Annotated in this window: 23 protein-coding genes; 11 read left to right on the forward strand and 12 right to left on the reverse strand. The window is 44.1% G+C overall.

All coding sequences use genetic code 11. From position 1 onward, the window contains the following. Positions 1 to 50: 50 nt before the first annotated feature. Positions 51 to 467, reverse strand: coding sequence for a hypothetical protein (locus J2128_RS06330; RefSeq protein ID WP_209690308.1), 417 nt, complete (start codon positions 465 to 467; stop codon positions 51 to 53). Between the two features lie 332 nt (positions 468 to 799). Between J2128_RS06330 and J2128_RS06335 the strand changes: the two genes are divergently transcribed. Together J2128_RS06335 and J2128_RS06340 are read left to right on the forward strand one after the other, a co-directional pair. Beyond that, on the forward strand, positions 800 to 1,591 hold the full coding sequence (locus J2128_RS06335; protein ID WP_209690309.1) for a response regulator: 792 nt from the start codon (positions 800 to 802) through the stop codon (positions 1,589 to 1,591). Positions 1,592 to 1,718: 127 nt separating this feature from the next. Then, positions 1,719 to 2,270, forward strand: coding sequence for a hypothetical protein (locus J2128_RS06340; protein WP_209690310.1), 552 nt, complete (start codon positions 1,719 to 1,721; stop codon positions 2,268 to 2,270). Between the two features lie 60 nt (positions 2,271 to 2,330). Here J2128_RS06340 and J2128_RS06345 read toward each other — a convergent pair whose 3' ends face one another. The 4 genes from J2128_RS06345 to J2128_RS06360 all read right to left on the reverse strand — a co-directional run bounded on the left by J2128_RS06345 (position 2,331) and on the right by J2128_RS06360 (position 6,531). Then, a complete protein-coding gene (locus tag J2128_RS06345; protein ID WP_209690311.1) occupies positions 2,331 to 2,906 on the reverse strand; it encodes a hypothetical protein in 576 nt (191 codons plus the stop codon). Positions 2,907 to 2,930: 24 nt separating this feature from the next. After that, positions 2,931 to 4,094 (reverse strand): PAS domain S-box protein, encoded by a 1,164-nt coding sequence (locus tag J2128_RS06350; RefSeq protein ID WP_209690312.1) that lies wholly within the window; start codon positions 4,092 to 4,094, stop codon positions 2,931 to 2,933. A gap of 162 nt (positions 4,095 to 4,256) precedes the next feature. Beyond that, positions 4,257 to 5,762: an MBL fold metallo-hydrolase gene (locus J2128_RS06355; RefSeq protein ID WP_209690313.1), complete on the reverse strand. Its 1,506-nt coding sequence runs from the start codon at positions 5,760 to 5,762 to the stop codon at positions 4,257 to 4,259. Between the two features lie 19 nt (positions 5,763 to 5,781). Beyond that, positions 5,782 to 6,531 (reverse strand): cyclopropane-fatty-acyl-phospholipid synthase family protein, encoded by a 750-nt coding sequence (locus tag J2128_RS06360; RefSeq protein ID WP_209690314.1) that lies wholly within the window; start codon positions 6,529 to 6,531, stop codon positions 5,782 to 5,784. A gap of 281 nt (positions 6,532 to 6,812) precedes the next feature. Between J2128_RS06360 and J2128_RS06365 the strand changes: the two genes are divergently transcribed. Next, the gene (locus J2128_RS06365) at positions 6,813 to 8,339 is read left to right on the forward strand and encodes an SLC13 family permease (protein WP_209690315.1); all 1,527 of its coding nucleotides are present in this window, start codon (positions 6,813 to 6,815) and stop codon (positions 8,337 to 8,339) included. A 121-nt stretch (positions 8,340 to 8,460) separates the two neighbouring features. Further along, positions 8,461 to 9,195 carry a hypothetical protein gene (locus J2128_RS06370; RefSeq protein ID WP_209690316.1) on the forward strand — a complete coding sequence of 245 codons (735 nt, stop codon included), beginning with the start codon at positions 8,461 to 8,463 and terminating at the stop codon, positions 9,193 to 9,195. Between the two features lie 26 nt (positions 9,196 to 9,221). On the opposite strand, the gene J2128_RS06375 is transcribed toward J2128_RS06370, so the two are convergent. After that, entirely contained in the window at positions 9,222 to 9,608 is a 387-nt protein-coding gene (locus J2128_RS06375; protein ID WP_209690317.1) for a hypothetical protein, read from the reverse strand. A 25-nt stretch (positions 9,609 to 9,633) separates the two neighbouring features. Next, entirely contained in the window at positions 9,634 to 10,287 is a 654-nt protein-coding gene (locus tag J2128_RS06380) for a hypothetical protein (protein ID WP_209690318.1), read from the reverse strand. A gap of 160 nt (positions 10,288 to 10,447) precedes the next feature. Between J2128_RS06380 and J2128_RS06385 the strand changes: the two genes are divergently transcribed. Beyond that, positions 10,448 to 11,350: a tetratricopeptide repeat protein gene (locus tag J2128_RS06385; protein WP_209690319.1), complete on the forward strand. Its 903-nt coding sequence runs from the start codon at positions 10,448 to 10,450 to the stop codon at positions 11,348 to 11,350. A gap of 62 nt (positions 11,351 to 11,412) precedes the next feature. On the opposite strand, the gene J2128_RS06390 is transcribed toward J2128_RS06385, so the two are convergent. The 3 genes from J2128_RS06390 to J2128_RS06400 all read right to left on the reverse strand — a co-directional run bounded on the left by J2128_RS06390 (position 11,413) and on the right by J2128_RS06400 (position 14,765). Continuing rightward, entirely contained in the window at positions 11,413 to 12,330 is a 918-nt protein-coding gene (locus J2128_RS06390) for a cupin domain-containing protein (RefSeq protein WP_209690320.1), read from the reverse strand. Positions 12,331 to 12,618: 288 nt separating this feature from the next. Continuing rightward, positions 12,619 to 13,566: a methenyltetrahydromethanopterin cyclohydrolase gene (mch, locus tag J2128_RS06395; protein ID WP_209690321.1), complete on the reverse strand. Its 948-nt coding sequence runs from the start codon at positions 13,564 to 13,566 to the stop codon at positions 12,619 to 12,621. Positions 13,567 to 13,640: 74 nt separating this feature from the next. After that, on the reverse strand, positions 13,641 to 14,765 hold the full coding sequence (locus tag J2128_RS06400; RefSeq protein ID WP_209690322.1) for an ORC1-type DNA replication protein: 1,125 nt from the start codon (positions 14,763 to 14,765) through the stop codon (positions 13,641 to 13,643). A 349-nt stretch (positions 14,766 to 15,114) separates the two neighbouring features. Between J2128_RS06400 and J2128_RS06405 the strand changes: the two genes are divergently transcribed. Next, positions 15,115 to 15,750 (forward strand): hypothetical protein, encoded by a 636-nt coding sequence (locus J2128_RS06405; RefSeq protein ID WP_209690323.1) that lies wholly within the window; start codon positions 15,115 to 15,117, stop codon positions 15,748 to 15,750. Between the two features lie 260 nt (positions 15,751 to 16,010). Here the strand turns inward: J2128_RS06405 and J2128_RS06410 are convergent, their stop codons facing one another. Together J2128_RS06410 and J2128_RS06415 are read right to left on the reverse strand one after the other, a co-directional pair. Then, positions 16,011 to 17,189, reverse strand: coding sequence for a cofactor-independent phosphoglycerate mutase (locus tag J2128_RS06410; RefSeq protein ID WP_209690324.1), 1,179 nt, complete (start codon positions 17,187 to 17,189; stop codon positions 16,011 to 16,013). A gap of 40 nt (positions 17,190 to 17,229) precedes the next feature. Next, a complete protein-coding gene (locus tag J2128_RS06415) occupies positions 17,230 to 18,183 on the reverse strand; it encodes an NAD-dependent epimerase/dehydratase family protein (RefSeq protein ID WP_209690325.1) in 954 nt (317 codons plus the stop codon). A gap of 110 nt (positions 18,184 to 18,293) precedes the next feature. On the opposite strand from J2128_RS06415, the gene thiM reads away from it, so the two are divergent. The 5 genes from thiM (at position 18,294) to J2128_RS06440 (ending at position 22,911) form a co-directional block, all read left to right on the forward strand. Then, entirely contained in the window at positions 18,294 to 19,106 is an 813-nt protein-coding gene (thiM, locus tag J2128_RS06420; RefSeq protein ID WP_209690326.1) for a hydroxyethylthiazole kinase, read from the forward strand. Continuing rightward, on the forward strand, positions 19,096 to 19,740 hold the full coding sequence (gene thiE, locus J2128_RS06425) for a thiamine phosphate synthase (RefSeq protein ID WP_209690327.1): 645 nt from the start codon (positions 19,096 to 19,098) through the stop codon (positions 19,738 to 19,740). Before thiM ends, thiE begins: the two co-directional genes overlap by 11 nt. A 214-nt stretch (positions 19,741 to 19,954) precedes the next feature. Then, complete coding sequence (locus J2128_RS06430; RefSeq protein WP_209690328.1) at positions 19,955 to 21,214, forward strand: uracil-xanthine permease family protein; 1,260 nt, start codon at positions 19,955 to 19,957, stop codon at positions 21,212 to 21,214. A 2-nt stretch (positions 21,215 to 21,216) separates the two neighbouring features. Further along, positions 21,217 to 21,846 carry a uracil phosphoribosyltransferase gene (upp, locus tag J2128_RS06435; protein WP_209690329.1) on the forward strand — a complete coding sequence of 210 codons (630 nt, stop codon included), beginning with the start codon at positions 21,217 to 21,219 and terminating at the stop codon, positions 21,844 to 21,846. A gap of 180 nt (positions 21,847 to 22,026) precedes the next feature. Next, entirely contained in the window at positions 22,027 to 22,911 is an 885-nt protein-coding gene (locus tag J2128_RS06440; RefSeq protein ID WP_209690330.1) for a DUF368 domain-containing protein, read from the forward strand. The last annotated feature ends 89 nt before the right edge of the window (positions 22,912 to 23,000 follow it).

Raw genomic sequence — 23,000 nt, forward strand, 5'->3', positions numbered from 1 at the left:
TTAAATAATGCATTTTCATTCCATTTTTTAAGAAATATTTTTTATTTTTTTTATTCTGAAAGCCTTTTGAAAAGGCCTTTAACCGTCTTTTTCTTTTCAAACTTAAACTCGGGTGCAAATATTTTGAGGTCCAGAAAAAGGCTACCCTTAACGGATATCGTGATATCCGCCGCCAGAAAATCCGCGGCTGCGTATAAAAGGGACCTGTTTTTAAGGGTAACGGGAATATCTATTCTATTTTCAGTGCCTGCTTCTAATTTTATGCCGGATTTTTCCCCGTGTCCTATATACTCTTCATGTCCGTCCTCTTCGACTCTGTAGATGTCAAAACATACCTTTTTTATGGATGCACCGGTTAAAAGAGGACTTTTTACACTGATTCTTACGGTAAGGTCCATATTCTGCGGGTTTATTCCGTTAAAAAAAAAGTCCGTGACCTCAATTTCCGGAGCTGCATTTGCTTTCATGTACTCTTTTGAACAGTAAGTTGTTTACTCCGGTTATATTTATGGGTGTGTATGAGTCTTGTTTTGCATGAAATCATATTATTTTTAAGGAGATCTGGTATGATCGTTTAATATAATAAACTTTAAATAGAATCAGCAGTTAAAGAACAGAACATAGCAGAAGCTTATTTAGTTTCACGTCATCTGAAAAAAAGACAGAGTAGAGGTAATTAAATCCATGGCATTGTCTTCTTGCGGGATATGCATGAGAAATCATATTTGAAATCCTCTCCTTAAATTATTTGAAGTATCAGAAAAGGCGGTGAAATGTAAAAAAGGGGGGTGAGTAGCTAATGGCCGATGCAAAAGTTTTGATTGTTGAAGATGAGATTATCGTTGCTATGGGGATTGAAAGGTCTCTTTCCTCTTTCGGTTATAATGTCGTTGGTCTTGCCGTTAGGGGAAACGATGCAGTAAGGATGACAGGGGAGCTTATCCCGGATATTGCACTGATTGACATAGATTTAAAGGACAAAAAAATGGACGGAGTCGATGTCGCCAAAACGATTGGGGAGAGATGGGACATTCCTGTTGTATATCTGACTTCATACGCGGATGAAGATGTGCTTTCACGGGCAATCCGGGCAAACCCTTACGGCTATCTCATAAAACCGGCACGCCCAAGAGAGGTCTACACGACAATTGAGACCGTTCTCCAGAAACACAGGACGGTAAAGGCTGAAAGGGCTATGAAATCCGGGGAGAAAAAGTTTCATATGGTAATGGATTCGATTCCTTTTCCGATATGCCTAATCTCTTCTTCAAATAATTCCCCCCGTCATGAGATTGTATTTGCAAACAAAAGTTTTCTTGACATTGTTTCAGTGGAAATTTCCGAAATTATCCATACTGACCCCTGTGATCTGTTCGGGCAGAACTTCCTGGATAACCTGCACGAATCGAAGGAAAAAAATTCTCCTGAATATGACGCAGTATTGTACTCCGGTGACGGAGGCATTGTTCAGGGCAGGGTTTTCGCAAAGGATGTTGAATATGACAGCGAGAGACTTACGCTTGTAATATTCAGGGAAAAAAACGGGGGTCTGGTATTTTCATCAAAACGGACTGCTGAAAAATATGTCTGAAATAAAAAATTATCCTTTTTTGTTCTCTGTCCGGAAAGTCTCATTCCTTATTTTTTGGAAATAGATTTTAATCATAAAGAGCTTATTTTTAGAAGTTAACTTCAAGGGTAAAGGGAAGTGGCTTTAAGTGGGAATAGATGAGGCGAAAAAAGATCTTGATGCATATATTTCGGCACTGCCCGAAAAAATTCCGCCGGTTTCCGGGAGTATTGGTCACCTTATTGCGTCGATGCTCATAGGGTACAGGACAGGTCTTTACGACAGGGCCATAGGAAGGGCGGACAGGATAATAAAAAAACTTGGAAACGATGAAAAAAAGTCAGTTCTGAAGTGTGCGGTTAAAATAATAAGAAACCGGTCTATAGAGCTTTTGCCGTCGCAAAAGTCAATACGTTCGGAATTCAACTGGGAAGGAGGCGACCCGACGAAGACTTACGGCTACAGTGTCCCCGAGGAGCAGGCGTGCAGGTTCTCCGAAGGTGACGAAAAGTACTACGCAGTCATTTTAAATAAGGAAGATATCAGGGTCCCTCCTGGTGAATATGAGTATGACAACGCTCTTATTCTTGCGTATTCCTGTGCATACATATCCTCTCCTGAGGACAGGCTTGCACTGGAGGAACAGGTTTTGGGATATGTTCTGCAAAGAATTGAATACTATAAAAGCCCTGACCTGTGAACAGTATATACAATGGCAATTGATGCCCGTTATGGCATAATTTCAAATCTGCTTTTTCGGCTAATCCTCTGTTTTTCCGTCCATGTTGATAAATTTGTCAGCAAATGCAGTGAGCTGGGAGAGAATCGCCGGGTCAAGTGTGCTTTCAGCTGCAAGGTATATGCCGGACAGGTCCATAATCCTCAGCTTGCTTGTTATAAAATGTATAAATTTGGTTATATTGGACGAAGGAATGTAAATCAGCATTGCATTTATCGAATCAAGGAGAAGTGCCGGGTTCTGGTCCTTTTTTTTCTTCAGTTCTTCGGACACTGCAATTGAAATGGCTGTAAGGTCGCCGGGGTTTGTAAGATAAGTGCACTTGGGTACTTTTTCGTTCACTTTTCCCATTGCAAATTTTGATATTGTATCGATGAACGTGATCTTTTCAAGGTCAAGGTTTCTTACGGTGTACACCTCGTAGAGATACTGTGCCGGCTGACTTGCCGAGATGATTATTACCTCCTGTCCGGATTTTGTGATCTCTTTTATAAGTCCTATGTTGTTTTCCTTCAGCATCTCAGGTGGAGAAAGGACGAGCCAGATATGCGGTTTTTTATCTTTATTAAGATATTCTTCAGTTTCAGAGTTACCCATTCTTAAAATCCTCCCCCCTCTCTTTTAGTGTGATATGAACCTTCTGTATGCGTCCGGAATTTCACTTCTGTTTTCGACGATAGCCCTGCTGATATCCTTAAGGTTTTTGTTTATCTGGTCAATGTTTTTTATCTGGATGTCTATTTTTGCACCTATGCTCTCCTCTGATATTTTATTTTCCAGTATGTCCTTTTTAATCTGCACTATGTTGTCCCGGACAAGATTCACAGGCTCTTTTATTCTAAGCGTGGATTCTGTTATATAGGCTATAAGGGCCTCTCTTACCTCCTGCCTGAACATTGCGCTTCCGATTATTCCTGCTGCAGCGCCCAGGGCATCTATTTCAGCTTCTGTCCATTTTCTGTCTTCCCTTGTTTCGTCAAAGCCGATGAAGCCCCACCATTTGTCATTAATAAATATGGGTGTTATCACAGATGTTTTCGTCCCTAAATGTTCCATATTCCTTTTTTCGTCGGGTTCCACCGAGCCTATGTCGGCAATTATGATATTCCCCTTTTCCATCTCGTCTTTCCAGCGGAGGATGCCTGCTTTTTCGTATGAAAGTCCCTGCATCCTTGGATTTGTAATCTGGGAAGCGGATTTGTCGTAAGCCCATTCAAATCTCTCGTTCATGAGAAGGGTGTTAGTATTTTCGTCGGTAGTGTTTTCGAAACAGTATGTCCTTGCAACACCTGTGGCCTTTCCAAGTGCCTCCAGGACCCCGGGCATCACCTTTTCCCAGGAATTTGACTTTAAAAACTGTCTTGATGCGAAGTTTATCGCTTCAAGTATTTTGTCCCTGAGCAGAATGTCATTGACTATTTTTTTTCTTTCAGAAATGTCATGGATATGTATAATAAAATAGCCGCTTTCTTTGTCAAAGAAGAACGTTGCTACAATGGTGACTATTTCAGAGTCCCTTCTGACCAGTCTGAATTCGTAGATTTTGTCGTTGAATGTTTTGCTCTCCAGGAAATTCCTGAATACGCTTTTTATTAGATCTCTGTCCTCCTCATAAATTATAGACTCAAATGTAATTCTGCTGTTTACAATATCCCTGCATTTATATTTCGTAAAGCGGCAAAAGGCAACGTTTGCGGCAATAATCCTTCCCTTTTTGTCAGCCAGGGCGAGTCCTGTGATGGCATGCTCAAATATGTTTTTGTAGATGTCCCCCGTAATATTCATAAGCCATTAATATGAATTTTAAATATAAAAATGTGTTTTAGCCCGCTTGAAAAAAAATCCGTTTATAATGATATGTCAGGTCATCTTTTTATTTGATCTGCGAGGACTTTTTTTTAAATAATTATGAGATTTTTCAGTACAGTAAAAATAAAAAAAGGATTTTTACTTGTGTACATAGTGTTCGACATTTCCGTATGTTTTGAGCTTTTTGTCTTCGTCAAGCACCGATACCGTCCCGTGGCCTCCGCATATGAGGCATTTCTTTCCTGTCCTCTCTTCGTATCCCAAAGCCATCACAAGGACCTTTTTTCTCTCTTCCCGGGCAAGTTCGCTGTCCACATTGACTGATGTCACCAGAAAGTCTGCTATAGAGTTGTATCTCCTGCGGTCATCTGAAAAGCTTGAAAAGTTCATCAGGGTGTCTGCCGTAAACAAAAGGCCTGCTTTCGGGCAGAATATAATAAGCTGGCCTGCCTGGTGGCCTCCCCTGCTTAACAAAACCTCGAATTCAAGACCGCCTATAGGTATTTTTGCAAGTACAGGAAATCCGGTTTCATTCTCCTGCGAGTTTTCGGGAAGAAGTCTTGTGTTCTCTTCGGATGGAGGATTCCAGCGGGAGAAAAGTGCAATCATTTTGGTGTATACCTTTTCAAGTATTGAATTTTCGTTTCTTGACCCCCATGCCCGGTTTCCGCATTTTATAATCTCTAGTGTTGTTGGGTGCATGTATGCCGGCACATTGTATGCTCCCCCGGCACCGCAGTGGTCCGCGTCACCGTGAGTCACTATCATGAACTTCAGTTTTTTGTCTATGTCAAGCCCGTAGTATGAGAACATTTTTCTGGCGTCATCTGAGTATATTCCGTATCCGGTATCAATCATCACAGTTTCACCGGGGTAGTCAAATACGAATATGCTTCCGCCTCCGGGGAGCTGAAAGCAGAACAGTGTCATATCGGGAGTTATCTCAATCTCCTGGACGTCTGCGTAAAAACCCGCTCCGGTTGTTTTGTTCAGAAAATCCCCGCAGAGTATGTAATTTTCAAAGACCTCGTCAGGGTTGTCGCCGCGTTTCGTCAGCTCCTGGACCGTGTGGTTGATGTCCTTTAAAAAGTTTATCAGGAAGTCATCGTCGTCGTTTCCGATGTACCTGCGGAGCTTTTTTGCAAACATTACGTAAAAGACGGTCTTGTCAAGTGATGTCCCCGTCGTGTCGTATTCGATTATATCTATTTTATAGTGGTTTTTCAGTGAGTCCAGGAGCTCGTCTGCCCTGTGCTTCTCCTCAAGGTTCATGCTGACAAAAACGGTCTCCGGAAAGCTTCCCGTATCATCGAAGTCTATCGACCCTATATATGCACCTGCATCAGATGCGATGTCAAGGAATTCGGCAAGGGCTCCTGCCCTGTTGGGAAGGTTGACGCTGAATTTCAGGAAAGGGAGGCTTTTTAAAGAGTTTCTGAGGAACCCTATGGATGAAAGTCTCTCCTTAATCTTTTCGTATGCCTCTTCGCTGCATGTGACCTCGAAGAATGCAGTCTGCGAGTCTATCTGTCTGTCATAGTGAATTCTGTTTATATTTCCGTTGAGCTCGGTTATTATTCCTGAAGCAAGGTTCAGTGCGCCCGGTCTGTTTGGAATGTATGCTACAAATGAATATCTGTTCAAAAAAAATCACCTGTCCGGCTTATTTATTTAGGGGTTTAATCAGGTACATCGCCCACCCGATGTACTCCCTCCCGTATGCAAGGTACTCCTCCTGAACCCTTCTGAAGTAGCTGAGTATCTCTTCATAGTCAGGAGAGGATTTATCTTTACAGCCCATGAGCCAATCGATGCAGTTTCTCCATATTCCGGATTCGTAGACGTCCCAGTCGTTGTCGTCTGCCCTGACAACCGATTTAAGGTCGAAGCCTTTTCCCCTTATTATCTGGAGTATTTCGTATTCCGTCATAATTTCCTGCCACTGGCGGCAGAACTCCGGTGCAACTGTATCTTTTTTCCAGTAGCGGTCTCCGATGATTATTGACCCCGTATCTTTTATGAAACCTGAAAGTACCGTTAAAGTCTCCTCAATGCCTCCCCAGATCTGGGAGGCCCCGAGGGCGACGGCAAAATCATAAAGTTCGCCCTCTTCTTTTTCGTAATCTGAGGCGTCAGCAAAGAATATGGAGATTTTGTCGGAAAGTCCAAGCTCTTCGATTGCATTGCATGCGTTGCGGCAGGCGTCCTCCCTTATGTCAATGCCTGTGCCGGAGATGCCGAAGGTCTCTCCCCACATCCCGAGAAGAGTCCCGTTTCCGCACCCGAAATCGATTACCGACATACCTTCCGACATGCCGGCTATTTCACCTATGTAAACCGCTTTTTCGGGGCTTAAAGGGTTCATTATGCTCAGTGGGCCCTGCGATACAGAGACAATATCACGAAATTCCATTATATTATACCGCCGTAAAATCCAAAACCGGATGAAACGAATCCTAAATCAGATTCTGCATTATTTATTGTCGCTTAAACGGCATCAATTTATTGCAGGCCCAAGGTTCTGTCCGAAAGTGGTTTTAACGGTTTTTAATTGCATACTTTTTGCACATATCCCTCCTCCTATTCAGAGTGGAAACGGACTCCAGTTTCCTTACGGTTCAAAAAAATACTGGTTTAAATTGACTAAATCCAAAAAAGAAACATAGTTATATGAATATAACAAGTTTATAAAATATGAAGAAAACACTCGGTCGTTATATCGGGGTGATAGCATTTATTCTTGTTCTTCTCATCCCGACAGACCCTTCAGTGTTTCCGACAGACGCTAAATACGTCGCCAGTGTGACTCTTCTCATGGTAATCTGGTGGGTTACCGAGGCGATACCGATACAGGCGACTGCACTTCTGCCCGTTATTCTCTTTCCTGCTCTTGGGGTACTGACTCCTGCCGAGGCCTGTGCACCCTATGCCGACAAGACGATATTTCTGTTTATGGGCGGATTTATCATAGCTATGTCAATGCAGAGGTGGGGTCTTCATGAAAGGATAGCCCTGAATATTATAAACAGGGTCGGAACCTCGCCGAGAATGCTTATCCTGGGATTCATGGTGGCAACCGCCTTTTTGTCCATGTGGATCTCAAACACAGCAACGGCGATGATGATGGTTCCTATAGCAATAGCAATCATTGCGACAATTCTCCCCAAGTCCGACACCGGTCTTGGCGAGATGACGGAGCAGCAGAGGGACTTTTCGGAGTGTATAGTGATATCGATTGCATATGCGGCGACAATCGGGGGTATAGCAACAATCATCGGGACACCGCCCAACGGGATATTCGTAGCCCAGATGGAGACTATCTTTCCGTCTGCACCTGCAATTGACTTTTTTACATGGATGGAGTTTGCCCTGCCGCTTGCATGCGTAATGCTCCCGCTTGCATGGCTCTGGCTGACATACGGCCCGTACAGGCACATGCCGGGAAAAATTTCTTCAGGAAAGGAAATAATAGCGGAAAGGCTCAGGTCCCTCGGTGAGATGGGCAGGGGAGAAAAATGGACGCTTCTGGTCTTTGCAATGACGGCTGCAGCCTGGATAATGAGGTCCGAGAAACATATAGGGAATGTTGTAATTCCCGGAATAACCACATATCTTCCTTTTGTCGGAGACTCTACGATTGCAATTGCAGGGGCAGTCCTTTTATTCCTGCTTCCTGTAGACACCAAAGAAGGAGTGTTTACGATGAACTGGGAATGGGCAAAAAAAATTCCCTGGGGGATTCTCATTCTTTTCGGCGGAGGTATCTGTCTTTCGACTGCGTTTATAAAAAGCGGCCTTGCAGGCGTTATAATGCAGCACATGACCTTTATGCATGTCCTGCCTGTGGTTGTAGCTGTCCTTGTCGTGGCTCTTTTGGTCTCACTTTTGACAGAGGTCACTTCCAATACGGCAATAGCTTCGGTTATGATGCCTGTTATGGCTGTAACGGCCGTCAGCATGGGGATTCATCCTTATCTGCTTATGTTAACGGCAGCGTTTGCATGCTCTATGGCTTTCATGCTCCCTGTTGCAACACCCCCGAATGCCGTTGCCTACAGCTCGGGTTATGTTGAGATGAAGGATATGATACGGACAGGCTGGATTCTGAATATTGTCGGAATTTTCATTCTCACACTGTTCATGTTTACCATAATATCCTGGATTCTGGGATTTTCAACTGCAATGCCGGACTGGGCTTTTGAGCCGGCGGTTTCCGTGTGAAGTATCTGTTAAAGTTAATATAATCAAAATAGATCAATCCATAATTTGTTTTTTAAATGCCGGTTAAACCTTTAAAACAGCAGATTTTCAGCCTTATACCCGTTTCATACTCAAGATTAATATGATCCTAAAGCTATACTTCTACATCATGCCCAAGGAAAATATAATATCGGGAGGCCTTGAAGGCGACGGTATTGAGGGACATAGAAAAAAAGTAAAAAAAACATCTTCCCGTGACAATGTTGAAGACTTGGATAGTAATATGAACTTTCAGTCTGGTGAAAGAAGTTCCGGGGAATCCGTCTTTGGCAAAGAGACTTCCGGGAAGAGTGAAGGGAAAACAAAGAGAGAGGAGCGTTCTTCTGAAGAAGGTGATATATTTGATACAGGATTCGGCTCCTTTAAGTCGGTGAAAAAGTACAGGGAGAATTCTCATATAGGAAGCGATTCGGATATCTTTTCGAACGGGTTCGGTTCGAAGGATGCCGGGTGGATGTCAGGTCGCAGGAGAAAATCCACGGCAAAACCCTCCGAGCCGTATGAAGGGGAAAAAACTCATGAAATTCGTTCAAAGACAGAGGAGGGGGATATCTTCGCGACAGATATTGCTTCACATCCTCTTGAGACGTCCGAGGAAAGGGAAGAGCGTAAAGTCAGTGAAAGCAGAAGACCACCCAGACCGCCTGAAAATGGTGACCCTTTCTACACGGGGTTCGGGTATACTGATCAGAGGAGTGAAAGAGAGTCTGAGGCAAAAAAAACAGCACATTCCGGTCTGAAAACAGGGGGTCCTGTGAAGAAAAAGAAGCCTCAAAAAGAACTGTCCGACGAAGACGACGATGATCTGTTCAGCTAGACTAAAAAAAGGTTACAGGAATTCTTTTATTCCTGATCTTCTTTTGTTATGAGGATCTGTATATTCTCTGTTTTTTCAACCGAAATCTCCTTTTTTCCTTTATAAACTGAGACTGTGCCTGTGACATTTACAAACTCTGCCTTTTTGAAACTGTCAAGGTATTCTTCACCGCCCTTAAAGAAAATGTCAGGCCCGTCGGTATTTATTATGAGGTTGTTCCCGGTTTTTGTTGCATATACTCCGGTAACATTTCCTGAAAAGAACACGGGGTTTCCCTCTGTCGAATTTTCGGAATACTCCGTGGAGAATGATTTCATGCCTGCCGATGATATGAGGATATGGGATGCCGCTACAGTTGCAAGAACTGCCAGAAGAAGCATTAATGCAAACTTTTCCTCTTTCCCTGAAATCATTAAGCTGAAAGACTCCTTTTTTTGATTATAGCAAATAAAGCGTCACTATCCTTTTGACTGTAATGTCAGCCGGAACTATTGGACTTACAACAAGGGGATTTTCGGATTTCGGCGTCACCAGAACAGAGAACTGTCCGGATGCAGGCACGTCGGACGACGGGTATACGAGTATTGTGAATATTTCGTTCTGTTCAAGGATATTGTCTTCATCGGCGTCACCGAATGGAATAACACTGGATTTCTGTGCAATCGTCCAGGATGGTTTTGAAAGCGGACTTTCATTAGAGTAGGAGAGATTTTCCGTTTTTCCACCGTAGCTGAACTGAATAACAGCCTTGTTCATCTTGACTGAAACAGGGCTTCCTATCAGGAGTTTCAGAGGTATCGTGCAGCTCCCCATGGCTTTGGGGTTTTTACCTTCTGTTTTAAGCTCAACTCCCTGGAATACCCCGCCTGTGTCCTCTGCACCGTAGCATGCCCCGTCTACGACAAGAATTTCACTGGATTCACCTGTGGCGAAACTGATTATGCCTGTATGGGGCTCGTAGCTCCTGTTGTGGTCAGGCATGACTGCACCGTAAACGGCACTTCCGAATAGATATATGAAGATGCACAGGATTCCGATGGCAATTACCGCCTCAAGTCCTGTCATTGCCTCATCCCCTGATTGGGTACGCATAATAAACACTAATGAACTGTCTAGAATATAATTCTGGCTTTTTTATTTTTGGGATTCAAAAATGCCCGGTATGCCATTTATTTCTGGTATTCTATAATGACAATTTAATTTGGGAATCTTGATATGTATTAGGGTACAAAATTTTTATGGGCCGGGTCTGATGAGGATAAAGTCGCTGTTTTACCTTTTTGCCATTATTGCTGTCGTCGGATGCGGGGCCTTTATAATTATATCGTCCAATACTGAACTTAAGACCAGTGCCGGATTATCGGTTGCGGACTACGGCCTGAACAACAACAGGTACGAATGGGGGCTTTCTGCCTGCAACTGGGTCCTGGAGGACTCTCCCTACAATACTGATGCACTTAAACTTAAAATAAATCTTTTAAAGGCGCTTGAGAGATATGGTGAAGCGTATTCGGTCCAGAAGACTCTTCTTAGTTTTGTCGGTTCCGGCTCTCTGACTCCGGATGAATGGGAGGATGCAGCGTGGCTTTACATAAAAAACGGAGATTATCCCGGTGCAATATCAGCATACGAAAAAATTCTCTCGCAATACGCTGATGTTCTGAAAGAAAATCCGTCTGATGCGGACACACTCGCGGAGGCAGGCTCTGTTCTTATAAATCTTCAGCGTTATTCCGAGGCGGCCGGGGTCTACAATTCGGTTCTTGAAGATGACCCGGAAAATGCGGAAGCCTGGATTGGTCTCGGGGATGCCTACCTTTACAACTCGCTTTTAAAAAGCGGTAAAATTGAGAATATATACAGCGTCAACGGCCTGAAAAAGCCAAGGTCGCAGGAGATAAGTACAGGTGCCGCAGCTTCGCAGCTGAAGGCAGTTGCGGCATACAAAAAGGCTGTTGAGATAAAACCCCTGTTATTCCCTCGTGTTGCTGCAAAAATGGCGGGGAGTTTCCAGAGTTCCATCAGCAGCTATTCGGATATCGTTGAAAACAGCCCTTTGAGTGATCTCGGAGCCGGGAATGTCTCAGACATAGAAAATATGACCGGTATGGACAGTCTTACAGGTGATGAGGGATTACTTGGAGGACTGTTCTGAAAAATATATTTTTTCATGCCGGTTTCATCCGAAAAAATCTGCCTGGTGAAAAAAATAAGTTTTCAGGCTGAAACGGCTGAATCAACAGATTCTTTGTAAGGTGGATCGGTTATCGTGATATATATTAGGTCTTCTTCCCCGGAATTTTCCAGGCTCTGGTATCCGCCGGGAGGTATATATGCCGTATCGCCGGTCTTTATCTCTTTTGTATGCTGGTTTACGTGAAGTATGCCTTCTCCTGATATTACATACATGACTTCGGTTGTCCCTTCAAGTATGTGGGGCGGTGTAAGACCTGATTCAGGGAGGATTGTTTTTGCAATTCCTATATTATATTTACAGCCTTCAATGTTTTGTTTAAGGATTTCAGGGTCTAAAATTTTATGGATTTCACAGTTTTCAAAAAATATCCTCGGGGCTGTGCTGTTGTTTTTTATAAGGGCAGCATCACCGGAATAAAGTTTTGTATAGTCTGAACCCTCTTCCAGAATTATTTCATTTTTGTTGTTGTACGGGGGATATGTAAGTGAGAGGTATGAAAGATCAGTGCTGTTGATGTTCCGGACTTTCTGGACGGCGTTTTCCGGGATATACAGGGTGTCTCCCGGTGAGAGAGTGTAATTTCTGCCGTTTACACTGGCTTCTGCCCCGCCTGATATCACGTATATTGTCTCCGAGGTGTTTTTCAGTGTGTGAAGCGGGTTCTCTTTTCCCCTGGGGACTGTTACGTACGACATTTCGTAGTGTATGACCGGGTATTCGTTTATGTCAGTAAATATTTTTGGAGACAGTATGTTTTCTATGATTGTGCCGTCGAAGATATGCAGTTTTATTATGTTCTCCTCTGCCGTTACAAAAAATCCCGGGTTTTCCGGGGACTTTTGCGAATCGCTGCCGGGATTTTCGTTTGAGCCGACGCACCCCGAAAAAACTATTGCAAATACAAGAAAAAGTGCTACTGCGCAGTACCCGGTTTTCATCAGCGAATTTATTGCCTGTTTTTGATATATATTTGCCGGGTTGTCCTCTTCCCGGAATGGTAAGTATTATTAGTTATAATTATGTTGTCGACAGGAAATGAAGGGCGCAATGTATTGCATATCAAAAAGGTCCGCTGCAAACCGAAAATGAAAATATTTACTGCCTTAAAAGACAGAGAAAACGAAAAATATGAATGGATATTCCTCCTGCAAAAATTTCTGGAAATGCCTTCTTTTTTGATTTTACGGGTATACCTTAATGTTTTTGCAGGAAATTTCTATTTCTACTTAAAGCATTCCGAATGACTTGAGTGTAACATCGGGGTTTATCGAACCTGTGCGGTAAACCTTTCCTTCCGAGAGTTCGTTTATGATGACTTCGGCCGGGGAGAAGAGCGATGTGTCAATCTTGTAGAAGTCAAAGCCTGCTTTCTTGAATGTGTCGTAGAAAGGCTCTCCGTATGAGCTTGACTTGCAGGACGGGATCTTGTCAAGGTAGTCGACAATCTCAGGCGCCCTCATCGTGAGGTATATCTGGCCGTTGTAGATCGTCGCGTCGTTTGTGCATCCCATTGCTCTTGTGGAATCCTTCTTTACAGGTGGAATCGGGGCTGTACCCATTGCGGACTCTATTTTTTTGGTGTCGAACCCGAGCTCGTTTAACTTGTATACTGCCGTTTCAACGCAGCGTCCTGCGACCTGAACGGAGCCTACAATCGATGCTGTCGGTGCGACGAGTGCACAGACGTTTGCGACGTCGACTTTGCACTTGTCTGCAATCATTTCCATTACTTCGCCGTTGGGGAGTTTGTCGGACTCAAGGCATATTACTGCATAGTCGCACTCGTCCTCGTAGTCTATGACCTCGAACGTGTGCTTGGGCATAAGTGACAGTGCACGTGCAGGTCCGCTTCCCATTGCAAAGAACCCGCCTTCCTTTACGGTCCAGCCAGCCTTCTGCGATCCCAGACATGATATCGCCGGGAAGTCTGTGTTTATGTCGATGAAAGGCATTGTGACGTCTTTTACCTGTCCGTTCCTGAACGAGACTTCGGCAAGGCCTCCCATGCAGATTTCCGTGAAGCGTTTTCCTGCAAGGTACCCGCCTTTCGTGCTCACGCCGCAGTCTACAAAGCGTGCACCGTTGTCGAGCTGGTGGAATTCCACGTTGTAGTCTTCCGGATATTCCGCGAGCTCTTCGAAGATATCCAGAGCAAGTTCATTAACACTAATCATGTAAGAGTTTTCCTCCTGAATCATAAATGAACGAACAAAATAGATAAGTATTGCCAAATGTAGCACAGGGAAATCTATTGCAGGATATCGGTTATTCTGTCCGGGTCGTAGCGCAGAGTGATTACTCTTGTCCTTCCCTTACCCTCCCTGTAGTTGAGGTTTAAAAGCCTCATGGAGTCGAACTTTTTTATCATCTCGTAATAGCGGGTGTACCCGATTTTCATTGACTTTTTTGTCTCTTCGAAGACAGAACCTGCGGTCATATCGGATTTGTCCTTTGTCAGACCACAGAGGATCTTTAAAAGCGATTTTTCATCGGCTGAAAGCGTTTTTACAGTCTGGGAGAGGTGTATGTATTTCGAGATGAGATATGCGCGGCAGATGTCGTCTTTTTTTACCTCCTTTCTTGCATCCATCTCGGCGTTGAGGGCCGAACGCTTCAAAAGGTCTATTCCGACCCTTAAGTCTCCGCTCTTCATGGTCTGTTCGACCACGAGGTCTAACATTGCGCTGCTTATGACGCCGGGGTACATCCCCTGCATGACACGCTCGCTTAGAATTTCCTTTATTTCATCCGTACCGTAGGGGGGAAAGTATATTTCGGAAGGCCTGAAGACAGACGACACCCTCTGGTCGACCTCCTGCATAAGGTCTACAGTCATGTCGGATATTACCGTTATAATTCCGATTCTTACGCCTTCGTTCGCCTCGTGCGACCGCAGGAGGGTGTAGAGGACTTTGTTAATCTCTTTTTCGTAGAGGAGATAGTTTGCATCGTCAAGGCATACTAAAAGGACCAGATTTTCGTCTTTTATGATTTTGCAGACCATATCAAAGAGGTTTTTAAAGGAAGTACCTGACGCGGGCGGCGGTCTTTTAGTCAGCCTTTTGTAAATTTGTGAAAATATCGCGAATTTTGTATTGTCTATCTGGCAGTTTATGTATACAGGTATGAGTTTTTTTGTCTGCTCTTCTATCTGGGCGAAGAGTTTTTTTATCGTCGTTGTCTTTCCCGTCCCGGGAAGGCCCCTGCATATGGAATTGAGGGGTCTTGCACCCATAATGCCGGGACGGGCGTTTATTGCAAGCTCTCTTACCTGTGAGTCCCTGAAATTGAACTGCTCGGGGATGTAGTCTGTCTCGAAGACCTCGATATCGCGAAACAGCGTTTCATCCCACATAAGCAGATCTTTTTTCATCTATGAGTTTTATTGCTCTGAATTATATTAATTTATGTCCCTTTTGGTTCTGTGGGAGAGAAGGTTACGTAATATGAGACCCTTGTTGAAGGAAGATTTTTTTGGTACAGGCAAAATTTGAATTGTTTTCTGTCCTATTTTTCAATTTGGTGGGATCTATCTTGGAAATCTAATTCCATTAAAAAGAGACCGGATATAATTTTTATATAATCATTTAAAAATAGAAATATAAGAATTATATTTGACTTAGTTCCTTTTTGGAAAGAATTAGTTTTTAATAAAATGTCAGAAGATAAAAATTATGGGAAATTCTAAGATAGATATTTCTTGAAATAAGGGGGGGAAAATTATGTCTCAAAACCAAATAAGGGGGACATTAGTAGTAATAATTTTTGCGTTATTATTTATTGGTCTTGGTCTTGTATTGGGGTACATATTTGAACTTTTTACACTTAATTTATCTAATTTAGGATATTTTGCAGGTATCCTGGCTGTTTTGGGGTCTATATTTGGAATATATCTTGAGAATAAATATAAGAAAATTCAGGCACTTGAAGAAAATTTGAGAACTGAAAGAAGAAAGATCTATATGGAATTATTTCGGCCATACATCCTGATTTTTTCCGCAATGAATTCTCAGGAAAAAGATCCAATTAAAAAGAAACAAAAATTAGATGGAATAGGTTTAAAAGTTCAAGAGATTATTAACACAGAAGATTACACAAAAAATTGTTTTGAATATGTCATATTTGGTTCAGATGAGGCAGTTAAGGCAAATAATCAGTTTATGCAATACCTATACAATAGCAAAGAAAATACAGATTCTAGAATAGTATTTAAATTAATGGCTGATGTTTTCTTGGCTGCAAGAAAGGATGTAGGTGTCAAAGATACAAAATTATCTGAAACGGATCTATTTAAGTGGAAAATCACAGATTTAGATAGATATTTCCCAAGTCAGAATGATGAGAAAAAAACAAAATAACCTTTTCATTTGGTTTAATTTTAACTTAGTAGTGTATTTTAATAGTAAAAACTGAAAATATTCCTATTTTTAATCAAGGGCATCAGTACCCTGCTTCATCATAAAATTTCTTTTCAGTGGGGGTAACTCTCATCATCTGCCCGAAACTAAGAGTAATTATTATCTATTTTTTCAATTGTTAAATATTTTTATAGCATTCTAAATATTTGGGGGTTTAAATTACCTCTTCTTTTGTTCTTAAGTAAACGAGTCTTAGTTCTTCAGTTTTTCCCGAAGAAGATGTTGAGAAGGTCCTTTGCGCCGACAGTCCCAAAACCCCCTTTTTCGTTTACTTCCTTTTCGGAGTATGAAGTGCATTCGTCATGACCTCTCCCGAGTATCGCAAAGGGGACAGGCTCACGAGTGTGTGTCTTTAAAGCCACAGGTGTCGGGTGGTCGGGAAGGACTGCAATGCATATATCTTCTTTGGACTTTTCAGCCTTTTCAAGGATTATTCCCGAAGCCTCGTCAAGCCTTTCTATTGCAAGGACCTTTTCCTTTATGCTTCCGAGGTGGCCTGCCTCGTCAGGTGCTTCAACGTGCATGTAAATGAAGTCGAGGTCGTTTAAAGCCTCAACGGCGTACCTTGCCTTTGCCTTGTAGTCGGTGTCAAGGTACCCCGTTGCACCCGGAACTGCAATCGTCTTCATTTTGGCGCATTTTGCAATGCCGTTTAACAGGTCGACGGCCGAGATCATCCCGGCGGAAAGACCGTATTTGTCCCTGAAGTCTTCAAGCACAGGTTTTTTTCCACCGCTCCAAGGCCATATTTGTGTTGCTGGGTTTTTGCCCTCCGAAATCCTCTTTTTGTTTACCGGGTGGTCTTTGAAGACCTCGCGGCTTATTTCGATGCACTTCATAAGAATTTTTGCATCCGGACCCTTAGGGAGGTATTCAATAATGTTTGTTCCCGCAATGTCGTGGGGAGGCTTTGATTCTGCACCCATGCCTTTTTTTACGACAAGGAGGTTTCTGTAGCTTATTCCGGGATATCCCTTAACGGACTTAGGAAGTTTTTCGTTGAGGGATGAAAAGAGCTGTGCACCTTCTTCGGATGTTATGTGACCTGCCGCAAAATCGGTCATGATGTCGTCTTTTACCGTTACAAGGTTGCAGCGGTAGGCAATGTCATCTTTGTCCATGTCGATTCCCATGCTCACCGCTTCAAGCGGTCCGCGTCCGGTATAGCATTTTGATACGTCGTATCCAAGGACACCAAGGTTTGCGACGTCGCTTCCGGGCTCAAAGCCTTCGGGAACAGTTCCGACCATTCCGCATTTCCCTTCGCGTGCGATTTTATCGAAATTCGGTGTTTTTGCGTATTCCAGTGGCGTCTTCCCGCCCAGTTCATCGCAGGGCCAGTCAGCCATTCCGTCTCCGAGAATAAGGATATATTTCATTTTAAGCCGTCTTTGATTGATTAGCAGTTTTTTTCTGTATTCATTCTCTTTTTTCTTCTTCGAGCTCTCTGATAAGAGTCGATACAGCCTTTCTTACCGAGTCTTCGGAGTTAGTCGAAGGCTTCCATCCGAGCTTTTTTAATTTGTCAACCGAAAGCTGCATCTTCGGGACGTCGCCCACCCAGCCGCGGTCACCTCCGGTGTACTTAAACTTCACTTTTTCAAGTTTCATCTCCGAAACGACTATTTCTGCAAGTTCTGTCACGGATATCCAGTCTTCAGAGCCGATGTTGAAGAAGTTGAAGGTGTCATGCGAGTTTTCGATAGTAAATAGCACTGCCTCAACACATGCCTCGACCGAGAAATATGATTTCGACTGCTTTCCGTCACCGAGTATCTCGAGTTCGTCCGGGTTTTTTCGGAGTTTGTGCACGAAGTCCCAGATTACGCCGTGGTTGCTTCTCTTCCCGATGATGTTTGCGAACCTGAACACCCATGCCTTCATTCCGTATGTATGGACATACGATGAGATCATGGCCTCGGCCGCAAGCTTTGACCCCCCGTATATGGATATGGGTGTCATCGGCGAGTAGTTTTCAGGCGTCGGAATTACCTTCGCTTCCCCGTAGACAGTCGACGTTGACGTAAAGACAATCTCACCGACGTTGTGTTTTCTCATAGCCTCAAGGACGTTTACCGTTGCGGAGACGTTACTTTCGTATACAGGCTTTGGTGCTCCCGCACTTGCCCTTACATCGGGGTCGGCTGCAATGTGGTATACCCTGTCTGCACCTGAAAAGCTCTCTTCCCAGCCTGATTCCAGGAGGTCTGCATTTAAAAATTCAACTTTTCCGGACCTGATATGCTTATTTATATTGTCTTTGTTTCCCGCGGAAAGATTGTCTATAACAAGGACCCTGTCGCCTTTTTTTACAAGGGCGTCAACAAGATTCGAGCCTATGAACCCTGTGCCACCGGTAACGATTGAAAACATAATCAGTATTCTCTTTTGGCGCTTCAACAATTTTGATTTTATGGGGGGATGGGTATTAATAATCGGAATTTTCATCAGAAATATGTTCTACCCCGTCCAATACTGTTACAATGGACGGAAAGACTGCTGCTGAAATGCTGACAAAAATAAGGTCTGAGAAACCGGTTGTTCATCATATAACCAATTATGTGACGGTGAATGACTGTGCAAACATAACTATATGCGCAGGCGCATCCCCGGTTATGGCCGATTCAAAGGATGAGGTCTCTGAAATGGTATCCATTGCAGGCGCACTTGTACTTAATATAGGGACCCTCAATCATGACATTATAGAATCCATGCTTATCGCCGGGAATACTGCAAACGACCTCGGGATACCGGTGATTTTAGACCCGGTCGGTGCCGGTGCGACGAAACTTCGGACAAAAGCCGCACTAAAGCTTACGGATGAACTGATAATCTCCGTAATAAAGGGAAACGCAGGTGAAATCGGGGTCCTTGCCGGTGCAAAGGCAACGGTCAGGGGTGTCGATTCAGGCTCCCTTGAGGACGACCCCGTTCAGACCGCCCTCAAATGTTCGGAGCTTACAGGTGCGGTCGTCGCACTGAGCGGTCCGAAGGACATAGTGACTGACGGGAGCAGCGTTTTATCGGTTGAAAACGGCCATCCCATGATGGTAAACCTATCGGGAACGGGGTGTATGGCGTCCTCTCTCACCGGGGCTTTTTCTGCTGTCTGCTCCGATGACTACCTTGTAGCAGCGGCGTCCGCTCTTGCCACGTTCGGCCTTTGCGGTGAGAAGGCTTCCGTTTACGCAAAGGGGCCGTATTCCTTCAGGACGGGCCTGTGCGACGAACTCTACAGGTTAAGGCCTGTCGAACTCGGCGTGGATGCAAAGATCCGGGAAATAAATGGCGTATGATCTTTACGTCGTAACGGACGAAAAGATATCAGGCGGGGTTTCCCATGCAAGGATAGCCGAGCTCTCATATGCGGGAGGTGCCGACTGCGTCCAGCTCCGTGACAAAAATTTTTCATACGATGAGCTGATGCCGGTCGCAGATGAGATCTGTGCAGTCAGGAAAAAATACGGCGGCCTCTTTTTCGTCGACGACAACATCGACGCGGCAATAGACAGCGGTGCCGATGGTGTACATATAGGGCAGGGGGATATGCCCCTTTCCGAGGCAAGAGAGGTCTCCCCGAAAGGTTTTCTTATCGGCGTCTCGGTCGGAAACCTGAAAGAGGCGCTTTTTGCTGAGCGTGGCGGCGCGGACTATATCGCTCTTAGTCCTACGTTTGACACGTTGTCAAAGCCTGATGCGGGAAGAGGAAACGGCATTTCAGAACTCAGAAAAATTTGTGAAAACGTCTCCGTTCCGGTAATAGGCATAGGAGGAATCTGCATGTCCAACATTGAAAAGGTCATTCTTGCAGGAGCGGACGGATGTGCGGTAATCTCTGCCGTAGTGTCAAAAAAAGATATCACCTGTGCTTCAAAAGAGCTTAAGGCTGAGATTGTGCGTGCAAAAAAGCTGCACAAAAATTTTGTATGATCTGCTTTTAATCTGTTTTTCTCATCACTTTCTTTCCGGTGCCTTTGTCCGGCGTCAAAAGAATAGGTATATTCCGGTGCAGGAAAAAAATTTATGGAAAAGGCTTTCTGCCCTGTTTCAGGAGATGCCTTCTGAAATGATGCCATTTACCGCCTTCAGGCGTTTACGGGAGGTTTAATTGTTATGTGGGTCCTTCCTTTTGGAGTTTTAAGAAATGGAGTCTTTTAATCTGGTAGATTTTTCTAAAAAAGCGGTTTCCGGTCTTCAGATACTCTTTGTAGCGTTTGGAGCACTGGTCCTTGTGCCTCTGATAACCGGGCTTGATCCCAGCGTGGCGCTTTTCACCGCAGGTATAGGAACACTTATTTTTCAGGTGATAACAAGGTGGAAGGTTCCTATATTTCTGGCATCGTCATTTGCGTTCATCCCGGCAATAACATATGGTGTTGCGACATGGGGAATACCCGGCACCATGTGCGGTCTTGCAGCAGCGGGTCTTTTTTATGTTGTTTTAAGTGCGGCAGTAAAGTTTTTCGGCGTCAAAGTCATCCAGAGGATATTCCCGCCGGTCGTCGTGGGCCCTGTAATTGCAGTGATAGGTCTTTCACTTGCCCCTACGGCCGTTGCGGAGGCGCTCGGCCAGTCTGACGGAGTACAGGTGATTCCTGTAGAGATCTCTCTTCTGATTGCTTTCATATCGCTTATTACAACAATCGTGGTCTTTGCGTACGCTAAAGGCTGGCTTAAGTTGGTGCCGATTCTCTGCGGAATCGCTACAGGCTACATCGTCTCGGTAATTCTCGGGGTGGTCGATTATTCCGGCCTTTCCGAAAGCGCCTGGCTTGCAATGCCTGAATTTGTCCTCCCGGAATGGAACCTTGCAGCGATAATATTCATCGTCCCGTTTGCAATCGCCCCTGCAATAGAGCATTTCGGTGACATCCTGACAATCGGTTCGGTTACAGGAAAGGACTACCTGAAAGACCCCGGTATTCACAGGACAATGCTCGGAGACGGTATCGCAACATTTATCGCGTCCTTTATAGGAGGTCCTCCTAACACCACGTACTCGGAGGTTACGGGGGCTGTCGCACTCACGAAATCGTTCAACCCGTATATAATGACGTCTGCTGCGGTATTTGCAATCGTATTCGCATTTATTGGAAAAATAGGCACTTTCCTTAGGACTATACCACTTCCCGTTATGGGCGGAGTCATGATTCTTCTGTTCGGCCTGATTGCAAGTCTCGGTGTCGACCAGCTCGTCAGGAACAGGGTTGATCTTAAATGCAGCAAAAATCTTATTATTCTTTCAATTGTCCTTGTGACTGGAGTAGGAGGTCTTTTTGTGCCTATAGGCGACGCAAAAATCGCCGGAGTCGGTCTTGCGGCGATTCTTGGTGTAATTTTAAACCTTGTGCTTCCTGAAACAAAGGAGGAGACAAACGAAGACAAACTGGGAGTTGACTTTTAAATATGTCCGTAATTTCCGTATCGCACCCGCTTGTGAAGCACAAGCTGGGGATGCTAAGAAACATAGAGACGAATTCAAAGGATTTCAGGGAGCTTATAACCGAGCTCACCACTTTTCTTACTTACGAAGCGACAAAGGACTGGGAGCTTGAGGATGCAACAGTTCCTGGCTGGGAGGGAAAACCGGTGTATGTACAGAGAATGGCCGGAATCGACCCGTCCATAGTTCCGATATTCCGTGCAGGAATCGGGATGCAGGAAGGGTTCATGCAGGTGATACCTACTGCAAAGATAAGTTACATCGGCTATTACCGTGACGCCGAGACCCTTCAGCCGAAGCTGTATTATGCAAAGCTTGCGGCAGACATCAGCAGAAGAAAAATATATGTGCTTGACCCGATGCTTGCGACAGGCGGGACTACTTCGGCCGTGTGCAGGCTTTTGAAGAAAGAGGGCTGCAAAAATATACGGGTTTTGTGCATCCTTGCAGCACCCGAAGGCCTGGAAAAGATGGCAGCAGATCACCCTGACGTAGACATAATGCCTGCTGTTGTCGACTCTCACTTAAACGACAAGGGTTACATCGTCCCCGGTCTCGGTGATGCTGGAGACAGGCTTTTCGGGACAAAGTAATAAAAAAATAATATTTTTGAAATTTTTAAAAGAACAGGATTCTTAATTGTTTACAGGCCGTTTTTTCATATTTTCATAAATGCAAAAGAATTTTTTGGTCTTGGTGTAGGTCATGCTTTTTTGTGATTTTCGTGTTTCTTAAAAACCATAAATAGACACCAGATCAATATTTAATACAGGATGGCTGAAATACCACTAAAAGAATATATTTTTGTCTTTTTAAAGGGCCTTTTTATGGGTGCCTGCGATATAATACCCGGCGTCTCCGGGGGGACTATAGCTCTTATCACAGGAATTTACGAGCGCCTGATAACCGCTATCGGAAATATCCGGCCCGAACTTGTGATATCTCTTGTAAGACTCGACTTCCGCTCGTTTAAAAGCGAACTGGAAAGAATAGATGTTTTTTTTCTTATTGCACTTGTTGCAGGAATAGGCCTTGCGGTAGTAAGCCTCGCCCACGTGATACTTATATTCCTCGACAAATACACAGCGTTTACATTTGCGTTCTTCTTCGGGCTTATCATGGCTTCTGCAGTGCAGATACTTCTTGAAATTGAGAAATGCTCAAGAAACAGGATTGCATTTGTTTTTCTGTTTTTGGGTTTTGTTGCCGGCTACGTTGTAGCGGGCTTAAACCCGGCAGTCCTCGGGCATTCTCTTCCTGTTATTTTTGTAACAGGACTGATTGCAATCTGTGCGATGATCCTTCCGGGAATCTCGGGCGCCTACATAACTCTTCTTATGAACCAGTATGAATTCCTTCTGTCAGCTCTTAAGTCGCTGTCGTTTCCTGAAATTATATCCTATGTTGTGGGTGGATTAATCGGGCTTCTCCTGTTCTCAAGGGTTTTGAAATATCTTTTAAAGCATTATCATGCGGTTATGCTTGCGTTTCTCACAGGCCTTATGGTAGGCTCGGCGAGAATGCTTGTCGTAAAGGTTGAGGCTGCAGGCGGATTTTCCTCCGGTGCACTGGCGGCGTTTGCGGCAGGACTTGTTCTTGTCCTTATAATGGAGGTTTTAAAACGCAGGTACAAAAAGAAAACCGAATGCACTGCCTGAGATCAGTTCTCAAATAGGGTTTTAGTGGAAAAATTTTCTGAAATTATTTTTTACCTGTTTTTTTTGAAGGCATAATCCTGTGTAAAAGT

The organism is Methanomicrobium sp. W14 (assembly GCF_017875315.1).
Taxonomy (GTDB): domain Archaea; phylum Halobacteriota; class Methanomicrobia; order Methanomicrobiales; family Methanomicrobiaceae; genus Methanomicrobium.